18 protein-coding genes and 1 tRNA gene are annotated in these 16,364 nt (G+C 69.3%); 11 read left to right on the forward strand and 8 right to left on the reverse strand.

The window, feature by feature from the left end; translation table 11 throughout:
* Positions 1–55: 55 nt before the first annotated feature.
* Complete coding sequence (locus DV707_RS09015; RefSeq protein WP_103992231.1) at positions 56–571, reverse strand: halocyanin domain-containing protein; 516 nt, start codon at positions 569–571, stop codon at positions 56–58.
* A 101-nt stretch (positions 572–672) separates the two neighbouring features.
* Between DV707_RS09015 and DV707_RS09020 the strand changes: the two genes are divergently transcribed.
* The 4 genes from DV707_RS09020 to DV707_RS09035 all read left to right on the forward strand — a co-directional run bounded on the left by DV707_RS09020 (position 673) and on the right by DV707_RS09035 (position 2,841).
* Positions 673–1,026, forward strand: a complete 354-nt coding sequence (locus tag DV707_RS09020; protein ID WP_200820906.1) for an Htur_1727 family rSAM-partnered candidate RiPP — start codon at positions 673–675, stop codon at positions 1,024–1,026.
* Entirely contained in the window at positions 1,023–2,237 is a 1,215-nt protein-coding gene (locus DV707_RS09025; RefSeq protein WP_103992232.1) for a TIGR04347 family pseudo-SAM/SPASM protein, read from the forward strand. Before DV707_RS09020 ends, DV707_RS09025 begins: the two co-directional genes overlap by 4 nt.
* 78 nt (positions 2,238–2,315) lie before the next feature.
* Positions 2,316–2,546, forward strand: a complete 231-nt coding sequence (locus tag DV707_RS09030) for a hypothetical protein (RefSeq protein ID WP_103992233.1) — start codon at positions 2,316–2,318, stop codon at positions 2,544–2,546.
* Between the two features lie 91 nt (positions 2,547–2,637).
* Positions 2,638–2,841: a hypothetical protein gene (locus tag DV707_RS09035; RefSeq protein WP_103992234.1), complete on the forward strand. Its 204-nt coding sequence runs from the start codon at positions 2,638–2,640 to the stop codon at positions 2,839–2,841.
* Between the two features lie 83 nt (positions 2,842–2,924).
* Here the strand turns inward: DV707_RS09035 and DV707_RS09040 are convergent, their stop codons facing one another.
* The 5 genes from DV707_RS09040 to DV707_RS09060 form a co-directional block, all read right to left on the reverse strand.
* On the reverse strand, positions 2,925–3,614 hold the full coding sequence (locus tag DV707_RS09040; RefSeq protein ID WP_103992235.1) for a DUF7546 family protein: 690 nt from the start codon (positions 3,612–3,614) through the stop codon (positions 2,925–2,927).
* 147 nt (positions 3,615–3,761) lie between these two features.
* Positions 3,762–3,977: a CbaC protein gene (locus DV707_RS09045; RefSeq protein WP_103992236.1), complete on the reverse strand. Its 216-nt coding sequence runs from the start codon at positions 3,975–3,977 to the stop codon at positions 3,762–3,764.
* Positions 3,977–5,773 (reverse strand): b(o/a)3-type cytochrome-c oxidase subunit 1, encoded by a 1,797-nt coding sequence (locus tag DV707_RS09050; RefSeq protein ID WP_103992237.1) that lies wholly within the window; start codon positions 5,771–5,773, stop codon positions 3,977–3,979. The genes DV707_RS09045 and DV707_RS09050 overlap by 1 nt, the downstream gene beginning before the upstream one ends.
* Position 5,774: 1 nt before the next feature.
* Complete coding sequence (locus DV707_RS09055; protein ID WP_103992238.1) at positions 5,775–6,290, reverse strand: cytochrome c oxidase subunit II; 516 nt, start codon at positions 6,288–6,290, stop codon at positions 5,775–5,777.
* Between the two features lie 4 nt (positions 6,291–6,294).
* Entirely contained in the window at positions 6,295–6,576 is a 282-nt protein-coding gene (locus tag DV707_RS09060; protein WP_235010798.1) for a ba3-type terminal oxidase subunit CbaD, read from the reverse strand.
* A 99-nt stretch (positions 6,577–6,675) separates the two neighbouring features.
* On the opposite strand from DV707_RS09060, the gene DV707_RS09065 reads away from it, so the two are divergent.
* The 7 genes from DV707_RS09065 (at position 6,676) to DV707_RS09095 (ending at position 13,273) form a co-directional block, all read left to right on the forward strand.
* Complete coding sequence (locus DV707_RS09065) at positions 6,676–6,891, forward strand: hypothetical protein (protein WP_103992239.1); 216 nt, start codon at positions 6,676–6,678, stop codon at positions 6,889–6,891.
* A gap of 42 nt (positions 6,892–6,933) precedes the next feature.
* Positions 6,934–7,734, forward strand: coding sequence for a sulfite exporter TauE/SafE family protein (locus tag DV707_RS09070; RefSeq protein WP_103992309.1), 801 nt, complete (start codon positions 6,934–6,936; stop codon positions 7,732–7,734).
* A 147-nt stretch (positions 7,735–7,881) separates the two neighbouring features.
* A complete protein-coding gene (locus tag DV707_RS09075; RefSeq protein ID WP_103992240.1) occupies positions 7,882–10,626 on the forward strand; it encodes a heavy metal translocating P-type ATPase in 2,745 nt (914 codons plus the stop codon).
* A gap of 5 nt (positions 10,627–10,631) precedes the next feature.
* Positions 10,632–11,126, forward strand: coding sequence for a hypothetical protein (locus tag DV707_RS18810; protein ID WP_200820907.1), 495 nt, complete (start codon positions 10,632–10,634; stop codon positions 11,124–11,126).
* A gap of 82 nt (positions 11,127–11,208) precedes the next feature.
* Entirely contained in the window at positions 11,209–12,078 is an 870-nt protein-coding gene (locus tag DV707_RS09085; RefSeq protein ID WP_103992241.1) for a universal stress protein, read from the forward strand.
* Between the two features lie 74 nt (positions 12,079–12,152).
* Positions 12,153–13,145, forward strand: coding sequence for a class I SAM-dependent methyltransferase (locus DV707_RS09090; RefSeq protein WP_103992242.1), 993 nt, complete (start codon positions 12,153–12,155; stop codon positions 13,143–13,145).
* A 55-nt stretch (positions 13,146–13,200) separates the two neighbouring features.
* A tRNA-Thr gene (locus DV707_RS09095) sits at positions 13,201–13,273 on the forward strand.
* 144 nt (positions 13,274–13,417) lie between these two features.
* Here DV707_RS09095 and DV707_RS18615 read toward each other — a convergent pair.
* A complete protein-coding gene (locus tag DV707_RS18615) occupies positions 13,418–13,588 on the reverse strand; it encodes a hypothetical protein (RefSeq protein WP_170216829.1) in 171 nt (56 codons plus the stop codon).
* Between the two features lie 88 nt (positions 13,589–13,676).
* A complete protein-coding gene (locus DV707_RS09100) occupies positions 13,677–16,208 on the reverse strand; it encodes an alpha-amylase family glycosyl hydrolase (RefSeq protein WP_103992243.1) in 2,532 nt (843 codons plus the stop codon).
* Positions 16,209–16,364: the final 156 nt, after the last annotated feature.

A 16,364-nucleotide genomic window follows, 5' to 3' on the forward strand; every position in this document is an offset into this window, starting at 1 on the left:
GAACCGAATCTGGTCCGGCCGCTTCGGCGAGCCAGGGATCTTCCGCCGACCGTCGCTACTCTTCGACGACCACGACGCCCTTCATCCCGATCGTCTCGTGGGGCGTGCAGTAGTACTTGACCGTGCCCGGTTCCTCGAACGTCTGCGAGAAGGTGTGGCCGGCCTCCTGCACCTGTTCGGACTCGAAGGAGCCGTCCTCGGCGACGACGTTGTGGAGGCTGCCCTTGCCGTTCCACTCCCAGACGACCGTGGTTCCGGCCGAGACCCGAACCGCTGCGGGTCCGAACCCGAAGTTGCCGCCGTTGGCCTCGGCGCCGACGGTGACGGTCACCTCGTCGCTCCCCGTCTGATCGACGACGCCGTCGTAGTTCGAGGTCCCCGAGAGGTAGCCGTCGAACGAGGGCGTCGACCCGCCGTCGCCGGAGCCGCCGCCGTCGCCGCCGGATCCGTCGGAACCGCCGCTTCCGTCTCCCGATCCGCCGCCGGAACCGCCCGAACAGCCGGCGAGACCGGCGGTGATCGCTGCGGTTGCACCCAGAAACGTCCGGCGAGTCGGTGTAGATCGTGGCATCACCCGCCGTAGGGGTTCCGTTCTTTAAGCGCCTCCGACTCGTTCTCACTGACCGAAAACGGGCGGAACCGGTTCGGGGGTCGACCTACGTGTACGGAACGATGACCGACTCGAAGAGAATGCGCGTGACCGAGCCGCGGGGCGATACGACGCCGGAGTGGGAAGTGTTCCTCCGCGCGGACCGGAGCGAATCGCTGCGACACGTCGGGAGCGTGTCGGCGCCGAGCGCGGACGTCGCACGGGAGCAGGCGAGCAGCCTCTTCGGGTGGACCGCACACACCCTGTGGGTCTGTCCGGCCGAGGACGTCGTGCGGTTCACCGAGCGGGAACTCGGCGAGAGCCGGTCGGGGGAAAGTGCAGGAACGGAAGCGGCGGATCCCGCAACCGACGATGGGACGCGGAGTGCCGCGACCGGCACGGCGACCGACGGCGACACCGGGGAGGCGTCGCGATGATCTCGATCAGCAAGCTCCTGTGCGACCTCGACGCCGAGGGCGACGGGCTCCGGTACGACGACGGCCGCGACTCCGCACGCGAGCAGATCACCGAGGAGAGGACGACGAAACCGGTGGTCGTCTGGAACCTCACCCGCCGCTGCAACCTCTACTGTCAGCACTGCTACGCCGGCGCGGACCTCGACGCCGCGCCGGGGGAACTGACGACCGACGAGGGGAAACGACTGCTGGACGAACTCGCCGAGTACGGCGTTCCGGTCGTGCTCTTCTCCGGCGGCGAACCGCTCGTCCGCGACGACCTCGAAGAACTGGTCGCCCACGCGGCGGACGTCGGAATCCGGCCGGTGCTCTCGACGAACGGGACGCTCGCGACGCCGGAGCGCGCGGCCGCGCTCCGGGAGGCGGGCCTGAAGTACGCCGGCGTCTCCGTCGACGGGATGCCCGAGCGCAACGACGAGTTCCGGGGCGAGGAGGGCGCGTTCGACGCCGCCGTCCGGGGCATCGAGAACTTCCTCGACGCCGGTCTGAAGACCGGCCTCCGCTACACGATCACCGAGAAGAACGCCGCCGACATGGAGTCCGTCGTCGACCTGCTCTCGGAGGTCGGGGTGGACCGCTTCTGCTTCTACCACCTCGACTACGGCGGCCGCGGCGGCGAGATCGCCGACGCCGATCTCGCGCCGTCGGAGCGCCGCGAGGCCGTCGAACGGCTGTGCGAGACGACGCTTGAGTACCACGACGAGGGCGAGGAGATCGAGACGTTGCTCGTCGGCAACTACTGCGACGCCGCGTTCCTCGTCGAGTACGCCAGAGAGCGGTTCGGCGAGGCGAAGGCCGCGGCGGTGCGTCGCTACCTCGAAGTCAACGGCGGCGACCCGACCGGCGAGCGCGTCGCCGACGTCGACTACCAGGGCAACGTCCACCTCACCCAGTTCTGGCAGGGCTACAGCCTCGGGAACGTCCGCGACCGGCCGTTCGGCGCGATCTGGGAGGACGAGTCGAACCCGTTGCTCGCGGCGCTCCGGAATCGAGAAGAGCACCTCACGGGCAAGTGCGCGGAGTGTCGGTACCAAGATATCTGCCGCGGCGGATCCCGCCTGCGGGCGCTCGCGGGCAGCGGCGACGTGTTCGGCCCCGACCCGCAGTGTTATCTGACCCGCGAGGAGCGGCTCGGGAGCGCCGTCGACGTTCCCGGATCAGCGGCCGACTGAGCCGCGCACACCCCGATTCCCGACGATTGGGAAGCAGTTTCCATTTATATACCCTCTCGTGTCGTATCCGTAACCGAGATGAGCCACTCACGCCCAACCCGTTCGGTCGGGATCGACCCCCTCAAGATCGCACTCGGCGTCTTCGTCGTTCTCGGCGTCGTACTGACCGCCGTCGCCGGATACGCGCTCTTGGATTCGTTCGGCGCGCTGAGCGCGCTGCCCCCCGAGTTGGCGATGACCGTCGTCTTCGGCGCGGCGCTCCTCCTGACCGGGGCCGCGGCCCGTCGCGCCGTCCCGAAGCGTCACTGACGCCGAACCCTGACGTCACTGACGCCGGATCGTGAGTCGCTCGCCGCGGCGTAAGGCTTACTTACTGTGTCGTGGTACCAATGACCAACCAATGGCGAGCGCCGACCTCCCGTTCCCGCAGTGCTGTTCGGCCTGTCCCCACCGCAACGCCTTCACGGCCTCCTGCACCCACGACTACCGACAGTCGGTCTTACAGACCGTCGACGACTCCCGGAGCTGTCCCGTCTACGTCGACGAGAAGACCGAGGCGATGCGAGCGTTGGCCGAGTCCCTCGACGGAGTCCAGCGATCCTGAGGAGGGCCCTATCGCTCCGGGCGGGCAAGGGCAGAGGTCGGGCACGGATCGGGCACGGATCGGGCACGGATCGGGACCGTAGACTAGCGGAGCGTCGCCCACAGCGCGGCGACCGTGAGGACGAACAGCCCCGTCGAGAGATCGTAGGCGTACGCGCCCGTCGTCACGCCGAGGATCGTCGCCGACGCGCCACCGGCGGCCGCCGTCGACGCGCCGCCGAGGAGCCCGGAGACGACCGCCGCGAGGACGGGACCGACGCAACTCACGCAGGTCACGAGGCCGACGAGCCCCGAGAGGACGCCGGCCGCGGCCCGGCCGACGCCGACGTAGACCAAGATCGCGAGCGCGACGTAGCCGACCGTCTCGAACGGAATCAGCGCGATAGACACCGGACCGCCGACGAGTAACACCGGCCCCCATCCGGGCATCGCCGGCGCGATTCGGAACGAGAGCGCGCCGCCCGATCCCGCCCCGACGAGCCCGCTCGTCCACGCGAGGACGAGCAGGTAGCCGGCGGCGACGACGGCCGCACCGACCGAGCGGCGGTCCGCCGGTACGGGAACGTCGACGGCGCGGACCGCGAGGACGGCGAGGTTGATCCAGACGAACGGGTAGAGCAGGTACCGTAACGACAGCACCGCGGCGTCGGTCGCGAGGAGATACGTACCCACGAGAACCGACTCGACGGCCAGCAGGGTACCCAGGAGCAGCACGGTCGACTGTGCCGGTCGCGGAACCGATGCGCGAAGCGTCGAGCGTTGGCGTTGGGTCATCGGTGGATCTGTTTGGATCGGGGCGGGCGGTTGAGACGGTCCGTGTCGGTCGAGGCGAACCGTTCGCGCGGTCCTGCACCGGTCGAGTCGAGCGCCGGAGTGCGAGAGGAACTGGATCGCTAGACCCGAGCGTTCTTCGCCAGCCGACTACGGGGTCGCCGCGCCCTCGTCCTCCTCGTCCGGCGTGAGGCGCCCGAGGACGTAGATCGCGGTGATGACCGCCAGCAACACCGCCTCGAAGGCGATGACCGCGACGAACGGCAGTTCGATCCCGAAGAACCCCGCTACCGTCCGGAACTCGACCGCGACCGGGACGGTGAAGGCCACGAGCACTAAGAAGAGCGCCGGCGAGATCCGACGCATCAGCGACGCACCTCCGCGAGGCGGTCCGCGACGGTGTCGGCCGGCGCGACGCCGGCCAGCGAGTCGAGCGAGAGGTTCCCGAGGGCGCCGACCGTGGCGTCGACCACCCACTCCAGGGAGATCGTCACCGGGAACCCGGGGCTGCTCCCGAGGAGGCCGGCGTCGTTGACGATGCTCGCGAGCGGCAGCGTGTAGGCGAGCACGACCAGGAGGACCGCGATGCCGGTCCACAGCGCGAGGTTGTCGAGGACGAGCGGGGCGCCGCTCGACGGCGAGAGCGGCTCGGGGATCGTGTCGTCGACGGGCGTGTCGACGCGGTCGTCCGCCCACGTCGCGGCGACGTTGAACAGGAACAGCACGACGCTGAGGAACAGGAGCAGGCCGCCGAAGGCGATCTGCATCCTGATCTCGCCGACGCTGCCGACGGCCGCCGCGAAGTCGAAGTTCTGATACTGCGGCTCGGCGGTGCGCCGCGGGACGCCGAAGAGGCCGGCGCGGTGCATCGCGTTGGACATAAAGACCATCCCGATGAACCACAGGATCACCTGAAGGAGACCGATCGGACGGCTGTACACCGCCTTTCCGGTGAGCTGCGGCAGGAGCCAGTAGGTCCCCGCCATCATCGTCAGCGCCACGGCGGTCCCGACGGTCATGTGGAAGTGTCCCGGAACCCACAGCGTGTTGTGGACGAGGTAGTTGATGTTCATCCCGGCGTTGATCATCCCCGAGAAGCCGCCGGCGGCGAACATCAGCCCCGCGAGCGCCATCCCGGCGAAGGCCGGGTCGCGCCACGGCAGCGCGCCGAGCCAGCTGAGGTACCCTTCACCGCCCCGCTGGCGCGCGCCGTGCTCGACGCTCGCGACGACGGTGAACGCCGTCAGGAGCGACGGCAGCAGCAGGAACATCGTGTTCGTCATCGCGATGAACTTGAACCCCTCCGCGATGCCGGGGTCGACGTACTGGTGGTGGATCCCGACCGGCGTCGACAGCAGGACGAACAGGACGAAGACGACGCGCGCGAGCGGGTCGCTGAACAGCCGCCCGCCGGAGAGCTTCGGCAGTACCGTGTACCACAGCAGGTACGCGGGCATCAGCCAGAAGTAGACGACCGGGTGGCCGAAGTACCAAAAGAGCGTCCGCGTGAGCAGCGGGTTGACCGTCTCGATGAGGCCGAGCGACCACGGGATGAGGAAGAACACGACCGAGACGGCGACCCCGAGCGTCGAGACGTACCACATGATCATCGTCGTCAGGACCATAAACGCCTGCAGCGGGATCCGGCTGTCCGGGTTCTCGCCCCGCCAGCCGCGGTAGGTGAGGAACCAGTCCGCCCCCGCCATCCACGTGCCGATGATGAACATCGCCAGCCCGATGTAGAAGATCGGGTGCGCCTGCAGCGGCGCGTAGAACGTGTAGAGCACGTCCGCGCTCATCGGGATCTCGGGGAACAGCCCGGCGACGATGGCGACCGTGGCCAGCACCGTGCCGGTCGTCATCAGCCCGAACCACGCCCAGGTCAACCGAATGTCCGGAAGCGGCCGGTCGAAACTCCGGGTGACCGCCCAGGTGAACAGCCCGACGAGGAAGAAGATCGTGAACACCAACGCGAGCAGGACGCCGTGGGCCGTCAGGAGCGTGTAGTAGTCGACCGAGTCGATGACGCGGAGCACGTTCGTCCGGTGGAGCGCCTGGATCAGTCCGAAGAGCGCGCCGATGCCGAGCGCGACGAACGCGACCGCGAACGACGCCTGTACGACCTTCGCTTCGTCCGGGTAGTTGTCGACGAACGTGGCCATCTCAGTTCACCACCATACTCTCGTTCCACTCGCTCTGCGGGACGACTTCGATCTTCCCCTCCATCGCGTGGTGGGCGCTCCCGCAGTACTCGTTACAGAGGAGTCCGTACTCGGTCGGTTCGCCGAACTCGACGGTGATCGTCGCCACCTGGCCGGGAATCGCCATCGTGTTCGCGTTCGTCCCGACGATCTCGAACCCGTGGATCACGTCGGGTGAGGTCACGTGGAACGTCACCGTCGAATGTGCTGGCACGCGGATCGGCTCCGACGTGCCCGGCTCGAAGAGGAACTGCCTGGCGACGACGTAGACGTCGTACTCGTTCTCGCCCGACTGGTAGGTCCCGGGCTCCCCGAACCGCGGGTGATCGTCGAGCGAGGCCGGATCCACCTGTCCTCCCTCGTCGTCGACCATCGCGATACCCGCGCCGACCGCGCCGTAGGAGACCGTGGCGATGAACCCGACGATGAGAAGCAGTGCGCCCGCGAGCCAGATCTTTTCGTACCTGTGTATCTCCATTATATCACCCGATCACCGTGAGATCGCCGCCCAGGAACTCGACGAAGTACATAAAGATCCACATCGCGCCCACGATGACCATGTAGATCGCGATGAGGACGAGCGTCCCGACCGGATCGAAGTCGTCGTGGTCGATCCGCCGGACGATTCCGGACCGGCCCGACCCGATGACGTACCCCTCGTCGTCGACCGACTCGGGGTCGGGAATCGGTGGTCCGTTCTCGCTGGCTGCGTCCCCCGACGGGGTCGCAACGTCTCCTGGCTCCGTGTCCGACTCCGCTGACATACTGCTCCCTATCGACGGGACGTTCTTTAACGAGCAGAGAGATTCCTACGTTGTGGGAATCGGCGAAATGCGGAATCAAACTGGGTCGAACGTAGGGGTATGGAACTGACGCCACGACTCGCCGGGATGGTCGCGTTACTAGCGTTCTTACCTGTCCTCGCCTTCGGACTCTTCCGGACCTGGTGGGCAGGCGCGATCACGCTGGTCAACGTCGTCATTATCGCCGTGAGTCTCTATCTCCTGATGTCGCCGACCGAGGAGGAAGGACACACCGCCGACAACGGCGTCGAGAACGCGGGCGACGAAGCGCTCTGATCGGCCGTGTCCGCACTGTCGCTCGGCGATCCGGTGTTCGGCATCGTCCCCCTTTCTGCAGTCGACGTCGGCGACCTCGCCGCTTCGAACGTCGAGGCGGGCGTCTTTCTGGTCATCGGTGCGCTCGGCGGTGCACACTGTCTGGGGATGTGCGGCCCGCTCGTGAGCGTCTACGCCGACCGGCTCGAAGCGACTGAGGACACTGACGTCGGACTGTCGCTCCGGCAGGTCCGACAGCACGCCCTGTTCAACCTCGGACGGGCCGGTGGATACGCGATCGTCGGAGCCGTGCTCGCACTCGTCGGCGCGGTCGCGGTCGGGGCGGCGGACTCGGTCGTCGCGTTCGGAAACGGAATCAGGGCGGCGACCGGAATCCTCGTCGGCACCCTCATTATGGTGACTGGCGTCTCCTACCTCCGCGGCGGAACCGGCGGAACGGTGCGTCTGCCGGGGCGACTCTCGGCCGTGTTCACCCGCGTGAGCACCGCGCTCACGAGTCGAGTCGACGCCCTCGTCGGCGACGCCAGAATCGCCGGGCTCGGCTTCGGACACGCGTTCCTCCCCTGTCCGATCACGTTCCCAGCGTACCTGTACGCGTTCGTGATCGGCGATCCGGTCCGCGCGGCGTTCCTCCTCTCGCTCCTGGGACTCGGGACGTTCCCGACGCTGTTCGTCTACGGGACGGCGCTGGGGTCGCTCTCGGCGGGCCGTCGCCGGTCGCTGCACCGCGTCCTCGGGGCGGCGTTTCTCCTCCTGGGGTATCTGCCGCTGGCGCACGGCCTGATGCTCGTCGGCATCCACATCCCCCACCCGATGGTCCCGATCTATCAGCCGCTGGGATAGCACTATGATTCTCCGCGTAGAGACACGTACGTCGAAGCGCGCAAACGGCGCGCTGGGGCGGACGGATGCGAGCATCGCACACCCGACAGACGGGACCACACGGGAGGCCCTCGCGCCCCCGACGCCCGGGGTCACACGGGAGAACGAATGGCAGACCCACACGAGACGTGCCGGAGCGGGCCGATGAGTGACGACGACGACGCAGCGACGTGTTCGCTCTGTGATCTGCCGACGCCGGACCCGCCGCTGACCGGCGAGGACGTCGGGGGAACGTACTGCTGTCGCGGCTGCCTGGAGGTGTCGCGGGCGCTCGGCGGCCCCGAGGCGGCCGCCGACGCCGCGGAGTCCGACCTGGCGGGAGCGCTCGGTGCCGAGGAGGCGGGAATCCCGGCCGGGACGGGGACCGACGGCGCCGCCGACGCGGATCCGCCGGAAGGTGCCGATCCGCCGGAGGACGCCGAACAGACGTACCTCTCGGTCGACGGGATGCACTGTGCGACCTGCGAGACGTTCATCGAGTCCACTTCCGAAAAGGACGACGGCGTCTACGCGGCCGAGGCGTCCTACGCGACGGATATGCTCTCTGTCACGTACGACCCCGAACGGACCGACGTCGACGAACTCGGCGACCACCTCGGCCGGTACGGCTACGACGTCGACGATCCGGAGGCGACGACCGACGACGACCGGTCGGGGCTGGCGTCGTTCCTCATCGGCGGCGGCGTCTTCGGGATGATGGTGATGGTCTGGTACGCCGTCTTCCTGTACCCCACCTACCTCGGCTTCGAACCGCTCGTCGACCTCGGCGGGTTCGACGGCCTCTACGTCCTCGGGAACGTCTGGGTGATGTCCTCGATCGTCCTGTTCTACACGGGCTATCCGATCCTCCGCGGGGCGTACGTCAGCGTCCGCGCGGGCCAGCCGAACATGGACCTCCTCGTCGCCCTCGCGGCCGTCGCGGCGTACGTCTTCAGCGTCGGCGCGATGCTCGCCGGGCGGACGCACGTCTACTTCGACGTGAGCGTCGCCATCGTCCTCGTCGTCACCGTCGGCAACTACTACGAGGACCGGATCAAACGCGGCGCGGCGAGTCGGCTGACGGACCTGACGAGCGCCCGCGTCGAGGACGCGACCCGGCTCCGGCCGGACGGAGCGACGGAGACGGTCCCCGTCGAGGACCTGACGTCCGGCGATCGGGTACTCGTCAGGCCGGGCGAGCGGATCCCCGTCGACGGCGTCGTCGCCGACGGGAGCGCCGCGGTCGACGAGTCGCTCGTCACGGGCGAGTCGCTGCCGGACCGGCGCGTCCCGGGCGACGACGTCCTCGGCGGGACCGTCGTCACCGACGATCCGATCACCGTCGAGGTGGGCGAGACCGCCGACAGCACGCTCGATCGGCTGGTCGAGCGGCTCTGGCGGATCCAGTCCTCGCGCTCGGGCGCCCAGCGGCTCGCGGACAAGCTCGCGACGGTGTTCGTCCCGCTCGTCCTGACGCTCGCGGCCCTGACGACTGCGGGGCTCCTCGCGACCGGGGCGCCGCTCGCGGCGTCGGTCCTGACCGGGCTCACCGTGCTCGTCGTCTCCTGTCCCTGCGCGCTCGGACTGGCGACGCCGCTCGCCGTGGCCGCGGGCGTCCGCGATGCCGCCGACGCGGGCATCGTCGTCGGCTCGGACGCCGTCTTCGAGGAGGTCCCCGACGCCGACGTGGTCGTCTTCGACAAGACCGGGACGCTGACCGACGGCCGGATGCGGGTCGTCGACGTTCGCGGAGAAGACCGCTCGGGCGACGCCGGGTCGCCACAGCGGGTCGGGGCCGCGCCCGACGGCGGCGAGGTCGACCGCGCCCTCGGAGACCACGGCGACCGGGACGTCGAGAGCGGGTTCGATGACCGCGAGGACGGCGAGAGCGCTGCCGACTTCGAGGACAGCGAGGGCGCTTTCGGAGTCGGTGACCCAGACGGCGGCGTCGCGGTGGCGCTCGAACTCGCCGCCGCGGTCGAGCGGTACGACTCGCACCCGATCGCCGGGGCCGTCGTCGAGGCCGGTCCCGAGGCGCTCCCTGACGTGCGCGACCCAGAGACGCACCCGAAGGGCGTGACGGGGGACGTCGACCTGACGAACTACGGCGGTCCGGCGGCGGGTAGAGAGGGGGAGACCGAAATCGCGGTCGGGCACCCCGACCTCCTGAAATCGCGCGGGATGGAGATCCCCGACGGACTCGCGACGTCGGCGAACGCGGTTCGGGCGGACGGGCGCGTGCCGGCGCTCGTCGGCTGGGGCGGCCGTGCGCGCGCCCTCCTCGCGGTCGGCGACGCGCCGCGGACCGAGTGGGACAGAGTCGTCACAGACCTCGGGGGAGACCGAGAGATCGTCGTGCTCACCGGCGACGACGAACGGGCGGCGGCGCAGTTCGAGCGTCACCCGGCCGTCGACGAGGTGTTCGCCGGCGTGCCACCGGAGGCGAAGGCCGAAACGGTGGGCCGTCTCCGCGACCGCGGCACCGTCGCGATGGTCGGCGACGGCTCCAACGACGCGCCGGCGCTCGCGACGGCGGACGTGGGGATCGCGCTCGGCTCCGGCACCGACCTCGCCGGCAGCGCGGCCGACGCCGTGATCGTCGACCGCGGACTCGACGCCGTCTCCGACGTGTTCGACGTCGCCGGCGGGACGCACCGCCGCATCCGGGAGAACCTCGGGTGGGCGTTCGTGTACAACCTCGTGGCCGTCCCGCTGGCGATCGCCGGCCTGCTCAACCCGCTCTTGGCCGCCGTCGCGATGGGCGCGAGCAGCCTCCTCGTCGTCACCAACTCCTCCCGGTCGATCCTCCCGTCGCCCGCCGCCTCGAACGACGAACCGGGAGCCACGAGTTCCGGGGTCGCCACCGACGAGTGACGCCGATGAACCACGAGGAGGACGCGATCGATTCCGCGGACCGGCCCGGCGACGAGACCGTTTCGGCCGACGACGGGCTCCCGTCGGTCCACCTCGACGGCCGCTTCGGACCCGGGGATAGCGACGGCCGGTCCCGATTATCGCACAACGACGGCCGTTCCGGGTCCGACGACGGTGACGAACCTTCCCAACCCGACGACAGCGGCTCGGAGTCGGCGGACTCCTACGGCGTCGATCTCCCGGCCGGGTGGTCGGCGCGCTCGGGCGACCGGACGGCGGTGTACGAGAGTAGCGGTGGCGCCCACCGCGTCCGCGTCGTCGAGTTCTCCAGGGGGCTGTCGCTGTACTGGTGGGTCGACGTCTTCGTCCGCGACGGCGGCGAGTGGCGGCGGCTTGCGGTCGGCCTCGGAGACAGTTACACCGACCCCGAGGCGGCCGCCGCGGCCGTCGAGTCGTATCTCGACCGCGTCGGCGGCGGGAGAGGTCCCAGCGGTCAGTGATCGTCGTGCCCCTCGGCCGGGGTGGGATGCCCGACCGCTCGTATGGGTCGGATTTTTTTCGGTGCCTCGCGAACCCTCCGGTATGAGCCAGCAGGCGGCCGTCGAACTCCGACGAATCCTGGTCCCGGTCGACGGGAGCGAGGGTGCGGATGCGGCGCTCAATCACGCGATATCCCTCGCCGGAGCGGTGGGCGCCGAGATCCGTCTCCTCTCGGTGGTCGATCCCTACGTACTCTCCACGGTGACAGAGCGCAAGGAAGTCGAAGAAGAACTCGAGGCGGTGGTCGAGGAGGCGGCGGCCCGCGTTCGGGACGCCGGCGTCGAAGCCAGTACGGCAGTCGAGACGGGCTTTCCGCACGAGGAGATCCTCGACGCCGTCGCAGACGACGACATCGACCTCGTGGCGATGGGAACGCACGGACGGCGCGGACTCCAGCGGTTCGTCCTGGGCAGCGTCGCCGAGAAGGTCGTCCGCCTCTCGCCGGTCCCCGTGCTCACCGTGCGGACCGGTGCAACCGGAAGACGCCCCTACGAGAACATCGTCGTGCCGACGGACGGCAGCGACGCGGCCCTGCCCGCAGAGCGCCTGGGCGTGAACCTGACGGGTCAGTTCGACGCCGTCGCCCACGCGCTGTCCGTCGTCCCGAAGGGTCGCATCCGGTCGAGTGAGACGGTCGAAGCACAGGAGGAAGCGGCGCGGAAGGCGGTCGACCGGGTCGTCGCGCTGGGCGACGCCGCGGGCGTTCGCGTCGAGGAGGCGGTCGAACACGGCGTCCCGCACCGAGTCATCGTCGACTACTGCGAGAGTCTCGACGCCGACCTCGCGGTGCTCGGCACGCACGGCCGAACCGGCGTCGAGCGGTTCGTCCTGGGGAGCGTCGCCGAGAAGGTCCTCCGCCTCTCGGAGACGCCGGTGCTGGTCGTACCGTCGGGGTGGGAAGCCCGCGAGTGAGGTCGTGGCTTCGGCCTGCATCTCTGTGAGCCGGGAAACGTCACGCTTACTCCGGTCACTCGCCACGCTCGGGTATGGGAGTCCCCTGCGTCCGCGTCCCGACCAGCGAGGGCGAGGCGACCCGTACCGCGCTGGCGGATCGCGACCTCGTCGACCGCGAGCACGAGATCACGGTCGAGTCCGGCGACCTCTACATCCCCGTCGTCGACCCCGCGAGGGTCCCGGCGGGGTACGAGGTCGTCGACCGCGACGTCCCCGCCCGCGAAACCCAGACGACGCCCGCGGATCTGCTGGGGTTCGAGCCCTCCTACGAGCGCCTCGGCGACGTCGTGATCCTCGACGAGGACGACGCCGAGCGGGCGCGCCGGATCGCCGACGCCATCGTCGACTCCGACCTCCGCGCGCGGACGGTGGTGAACCGCGCCTCGAAGGTGAAGGGCGAACTCCGGGTTCGCGAGTGGGACGTCCTGGTCGGCGAGTCGACGGAGACGGTCCACCGCGAGTACGGCCACGAGTTCGCCCTCGACATCGCGGAGGTGTACTTCTCCCCGCGACTCGCGACCGAGCGCCACCGCGTTGTCTCGCAGGTCGCCGCCGACGAGCGCGCGATCGATATGTTCGCCGGCGTCGGGCCGTTCGCGGTCCCGATGGCCGGCCGGGGCGCGGAGGTCGTCGGCTGCGACCTCAACCCGGTGGCCGTGGAGTACCTCCGGGAGAACGCCCGCCGGAACGGCGTCGAGGACCGCCTGACTGCGGTCGAGGGCGACGTCCGAGACCTCACCGAGGAGTACGCTGGGTGGGCGGATCGACTGGTGATGAACCTCCCGCACAGCGCCGGCGACTTCCTCGAGACGGCCGTCGAACTGGCGGGAGAAGAATGCGTCCTCCACTATTACGACATCCAGCACGAGGACGACCCGTTCGGTCCGGGCGAGCGCGCCATCCGCGAGGCCGTCGCCGACGCCGACGATGACTACGCGGTGACCGTCGAAACCGAGCGCGTCGTGCGCTCGTACGCCCCACACGAGTACAACGTCTGCCTCGACGTCCGTCTGACCGAACACTGATTCGGAAGCCTTATTTTACTCATCGCAGTACGGACGAGTGCGTCTCGACGACCGCGCCGGGGTAGCTCAGCTGGCAGAGCGATTCCTTCGTAAGGAATAGGTCGAGGGTTCAAATCCCTCCTCCGGCTTTCTGCTGCGAACAATTGTGAGCAGCGGAAGCCACGGAGGATTTGAACCAGGGAGGCGCCTCGCGCCGACCGTGGTTCACGATCCTCTCCTCCGGCTCTTCTGCCGAACGTAGCGAGGTTGGAGAACCTCGGCCAATCTCTAGGCTAGGCCCCCTTCAGCACCCGTGGGACGACCACCAGTTCGACGGCGGCGACGCCGAGCAGGAGCCACCGAGTCGTCCCCTCGAAGAACGTGAAGGCGACGAACGCGATGACGAGAGCGCTCCCGACGCCCATCCCCTGGCGGATCTCCGAGCGTTCGAACGGGGAACTCATAGCGGAAGAGGGAGCCGAGAGCGGAAAGTCGTTGCGCCGGTATCGAAGGGTGGCGCACGGGATCCGGCCCGCGCTGTCGCCTCGATCGCTACGCGGCGTCCGAGTTCGTTCGAACCGTCGGCGTCTCGTCGAGCGGCTCCTCGATCGCGAACACGCCGACCGTCCCGACGGCCGCCGTCGATCTGGAATCCACCCGCTCGTCGCCGTCGACGGAATCGGCCCGATCGACGTCCGCCACCAGGTTCTCCGGGTCGGTCCCCGCCGGGAGATCGACGAGGAGGGGGTCAGCCTCGAAATTGAGGACGACGAGCACACGTTCGGGATCGGCGCCGTCGACGTCGCTCGCGTCCCGGACGAAGAGCGTCGCGGCCGCGTCGGACGGCCGGTCGAGCGGTTCGAGCGCGGCGTCGGCGTGCAGCGCGTCGAGGTCGTGATACCGATCGATCAGCCCCCGATAGAACGTCAGGTGGTCCCCGTCGTATCGCTCCCAGTTCATCAACGCCCGCTGCCGGCCGCCGGGGCGGACGTCGGCGTCCGGGTCGATTTCGCCGTTCGACCGCACTCCGCGGTCGTCGGCATCGTCGGCGTCGTGGACGCGTCCCGCCCCGTAGCGGCTGATCTCCCGCTCCGCGCCGTAGTAGACGGTCGGGACCCCGGGCAGCGTCACCGCGGCGGCGAAGCAGGCCCGCTGGAGCGCGGCGGCCCGCTCCCACTCGGCGTCCGTGAGGTCGTCGCAGTCGGGGTCCAGCGGATCGACCGCGGCGGCGTTGAGCAGGCGGTGTTCGTCGTGGTTCTCGACGCTGTTGAGCAGCAGGGAATAGTCGGGGTGGCCCTGCTCTCGGCGTTCGAGGACCGCCTCGACGAGGTCTTGCGGGTGTGGGTGGTCCCCGGATTCGAGGTGCGATCTGCGGGCGGCCGCGAACGCGGGCTCCTTCCCGTCGGTGGTTTCGGAACGCCGGGCAGTCGAGTCAGACGGAGATCCGCCGGGACGACGCGCGAGCCACCGAACGAGGTCTCGTGCGGCGTCCGTGAACCCGGTCGTGTCGACGTGCACGTCGAACTCCGACGCCGAGAAGGACGGGTCGTTCGGGATCGCCTCGTCGAGCAGGACGAACTCGCCGTCGTTCGCCTTGACCAGTTCTCTAAGCTCCTTCCAGAACCCGTGCTGGACGCCGAAGGCGATGTCGCACCGGAACCCGTCGACGCCGACCTCGCGGGACCAAAAGTCCGCGACGGCGAGCACGTACTCCCGGGCGGCGACGTTGTCGTAGTTCCAGTTCGGCATCCACCGACTGCCGGCGAACCCGGTCGAACGCGGGGCCGCTTCGAGGATCGTCCCGTCGGAGGCCAACCGAGGAACGTCCGCGCGGTCCCACCAGTCGAACGTGCGGGCGTCTCGATCCCACCGGAGGATCCGGAACCCGTCGATATCGCCGTCGTTCGGAACCGACCCGGTCGACCACGCGATCGACGAGGTGAACTCGTCGATGCCCAGCCCCGCGTGGCTGACCACCAGATCGAAGACGACTCTGATCCCCCGGTCGTGACAGGCGTCGACGAACTCGCCGTAGGCGTCGAGTGGATCCGCTTCCGGCGGCGCGAGGTCGGGCGCGATTCCGAAGTAATCGAGCGTTCCGTACCCGTGCGGGCCGCCGGGCGGGTACTCCCGCGTCGGACTCACGGCGGGGACGACCGGCGTGAGCCAGACGACGTCGACGCCGAGTTCCGCGAGGTACTCGACGCCCCGGGCTCCGGTCGACTCGTCGCCCCTCACGAGCGTCTCGAACGTGGTCTCTGCGCGCTCTCCGGCCCACGACCGCGGGAAGATCTGGTACAGGACCGCGTCCCGGAGCCACTCCGGAGGCCGGTTCGGACGGTCGATCGCCCCGTCGGGCGACAGTTCGATCACGTCCTGCACGCTCGCGGTGTGACCGTCGTAGGCCGCCGCGTGGACTCGACCCCGCTCGCCGTCGAGCGCCTCGATCGGGACCGTCGCAGAGCGGCCGTCCGCCGCCGTTTCGATCGCGTCGGTCGCGAGCGGATCGCGGTCGTCCGCCAGGAAGACGACCACCGGCGCTCCGATCGCGGCGTCGCTCCCCGGGGCGAGCGCGGCGTTCGATTCGACGTGAAACCCTCCGGTCGACGGATCGAATCTCCCGTCGAGTTCCAGCCGCGGCCGCGACTCGGTCGTCTCGCGTTCGGGAAAGGCGAAGACGGTCAGCTCGTGGACGCCGTCCGGCGCGTCGAGGGCGAGGACGTACTCGCCGGGGGCGTCGGCCTCGAACTCGGCGACGTGATCGAGCCCGTGGTCGTACCTGGGGAGCGCCGTCGTCGACGTGGCGAAAGAGAGCACGTCGCCGTCGCTTTCGGCGGGGACGGAAACGACGTCCCACTCGAAGTCGTTTCGGGCGTAGGGTCCGGGGGTCGCCCGCAGTTCCGGGACGCGCGGTGCGAGACCGTCCCGGTCGTCCGGTCCGACCGCGACGTCGACGCCCGTCCCGGTGGTGTCGGCCCCGAGGACGAACACCGGGTCCCGAATCGGTTCACCGACGTGGACGAACCGCGGCGGGCCGGGATGGTGGGAATCGACGGGGGTCCGCGGGTGGAAGTCGTGGGTCATCGGTCTGGAATCCGCCTTGAAGCGTCGCAAGCGGTGGAACCCGTTTTAAATCGTCGCGAACGGGGAAATCCGCCGACGCACGGGATCTCCGTTGCGACCGTTACTGCCGGCATCGTTCTAAGGATTGGGGCGCAGACGGTTCGGGCGGGAGCGCCC

This window comes from Halobellus limi, assembly GCF_004799685.1.
Taxonomy (GTDB): Archaea; Halobacteriota; Halobacteria; order Halobacteriales; family Haloferacaceae; genus Haloquadratum; species Haloquadratum limi.

Coding starts and splice junctions, on each gene's coding strand:
- DV707_RS09015 (WP_103992231.1), bottom strand. CDS start 571: ATGCCACGATCTACACCGACTCGCCGGACGTTTCTGGGTGCAACCGCA.
- DV707_RS09020 (WP_200820906.1), top strand. CDS start 673: ATGACCGACTCGAAGAGAATGCGCGTGACCGAGCCGCGGGGCGATACG.
- DV707_RS09025 (WP_103992232.1), top strand. CDS start 1,023: ATGATCTCGATCAGCAAGCTCCTGTGCGACCTCGACGCCGAGGGCGAC.
- DV707_RS09030 (WP_103992233.1), top strand. CDS start 2,316: ATGAGCCACTCACGCCCAACCCGTTCGGTCGGGATCGACCCCCTCAAG.
- DV707_RS09035 (WP_103992234.1), top strand. CDS start 2,638: ATGGCGAGCGCCGACCTCCCGTTCCCGCAGTGCTGTTCGGCCTGTCCC.
- DV707_RS09040 (WP_103992235.1), bottom strand. CDS start 3,614: ATGACCCAACGCCAACGCTCGACGCTTCGCGCATCGGTTCCGCGACCG.
- DV707_RS09045 (WP_103992236.1), bottom strand. CDS start 3,977: ATGCGTCGGATCTCGCCGGCGCTCTTCTTAGTGCTCGTGGCCTTCACC.
- DV707_RS09050 (WP_103992237.1), bottom strand. CDS start 5,773: ATGGCCACGTTCGTCGACAACTACCCGGACGAAGCGAAGGTCGTACAG.
- DV707_RS09055 (WP_103992238.1), bottom strand. CDS start 6,290: ATGGAGATACACAGGTACGAAAAGATCTGGCTCGCGGGCGCACTGCTT.
- DV707_RS09060 (WP_235010798.1), bottom strand. CDS start 6,576: ATGTCAGCGGAGTCGGACACGGAGCCAGGAGACGTTGCGACCCCGTCG.
- DV707_RS09065 (WP_103992239.1), top strand. CDS start 6,676: ATGGAACTGACGCCACGACTCGCCGGGATGGTCGCGTTACTAGCGTTC.
- DV707_RS09075 (WP_103992240.1), top strand. CDS start 7,882: ATGGCAGACCCACACGAGACGTGCCGGAGCGGGCCGATGAGTGACGAC.
- DV707_RS18810 (WP_200820907.1), top strand. CDS start 10,632: ATGAACCACGAGGAGGACGCGATCGATTCCGCGGACCGGCCCGGCGAC.
- DV707_RS09085 (WP_103992241.1), top strand. CDS start 11,209: ATGAGCCAGCAGGCGGCCGTCGAACTCCGACGAATCCTGGTCCCGGTC.
- DV707_RS09090 (WP_103992242.1), top strand. CDS start 12,153: ATGGGAGTCCCCTGCGTCCGCGTCCCGACCAGCGAGGGCGAGGCGACC.
- DV707_RS18615 (WP_170216829.1), bottom strand. CDS start 13,588: ATGAGTTCCCCGTTCGAACGCTCGGAGATCCGCCAGGGGATGGGCGTC.
- DV707_RS09100 (WP_103992243.1), bottom strand. CDS start 16,208: ATGACCCACGACTTCCACCCGCGGACCCCCGTCGATTCCCACCATCCC.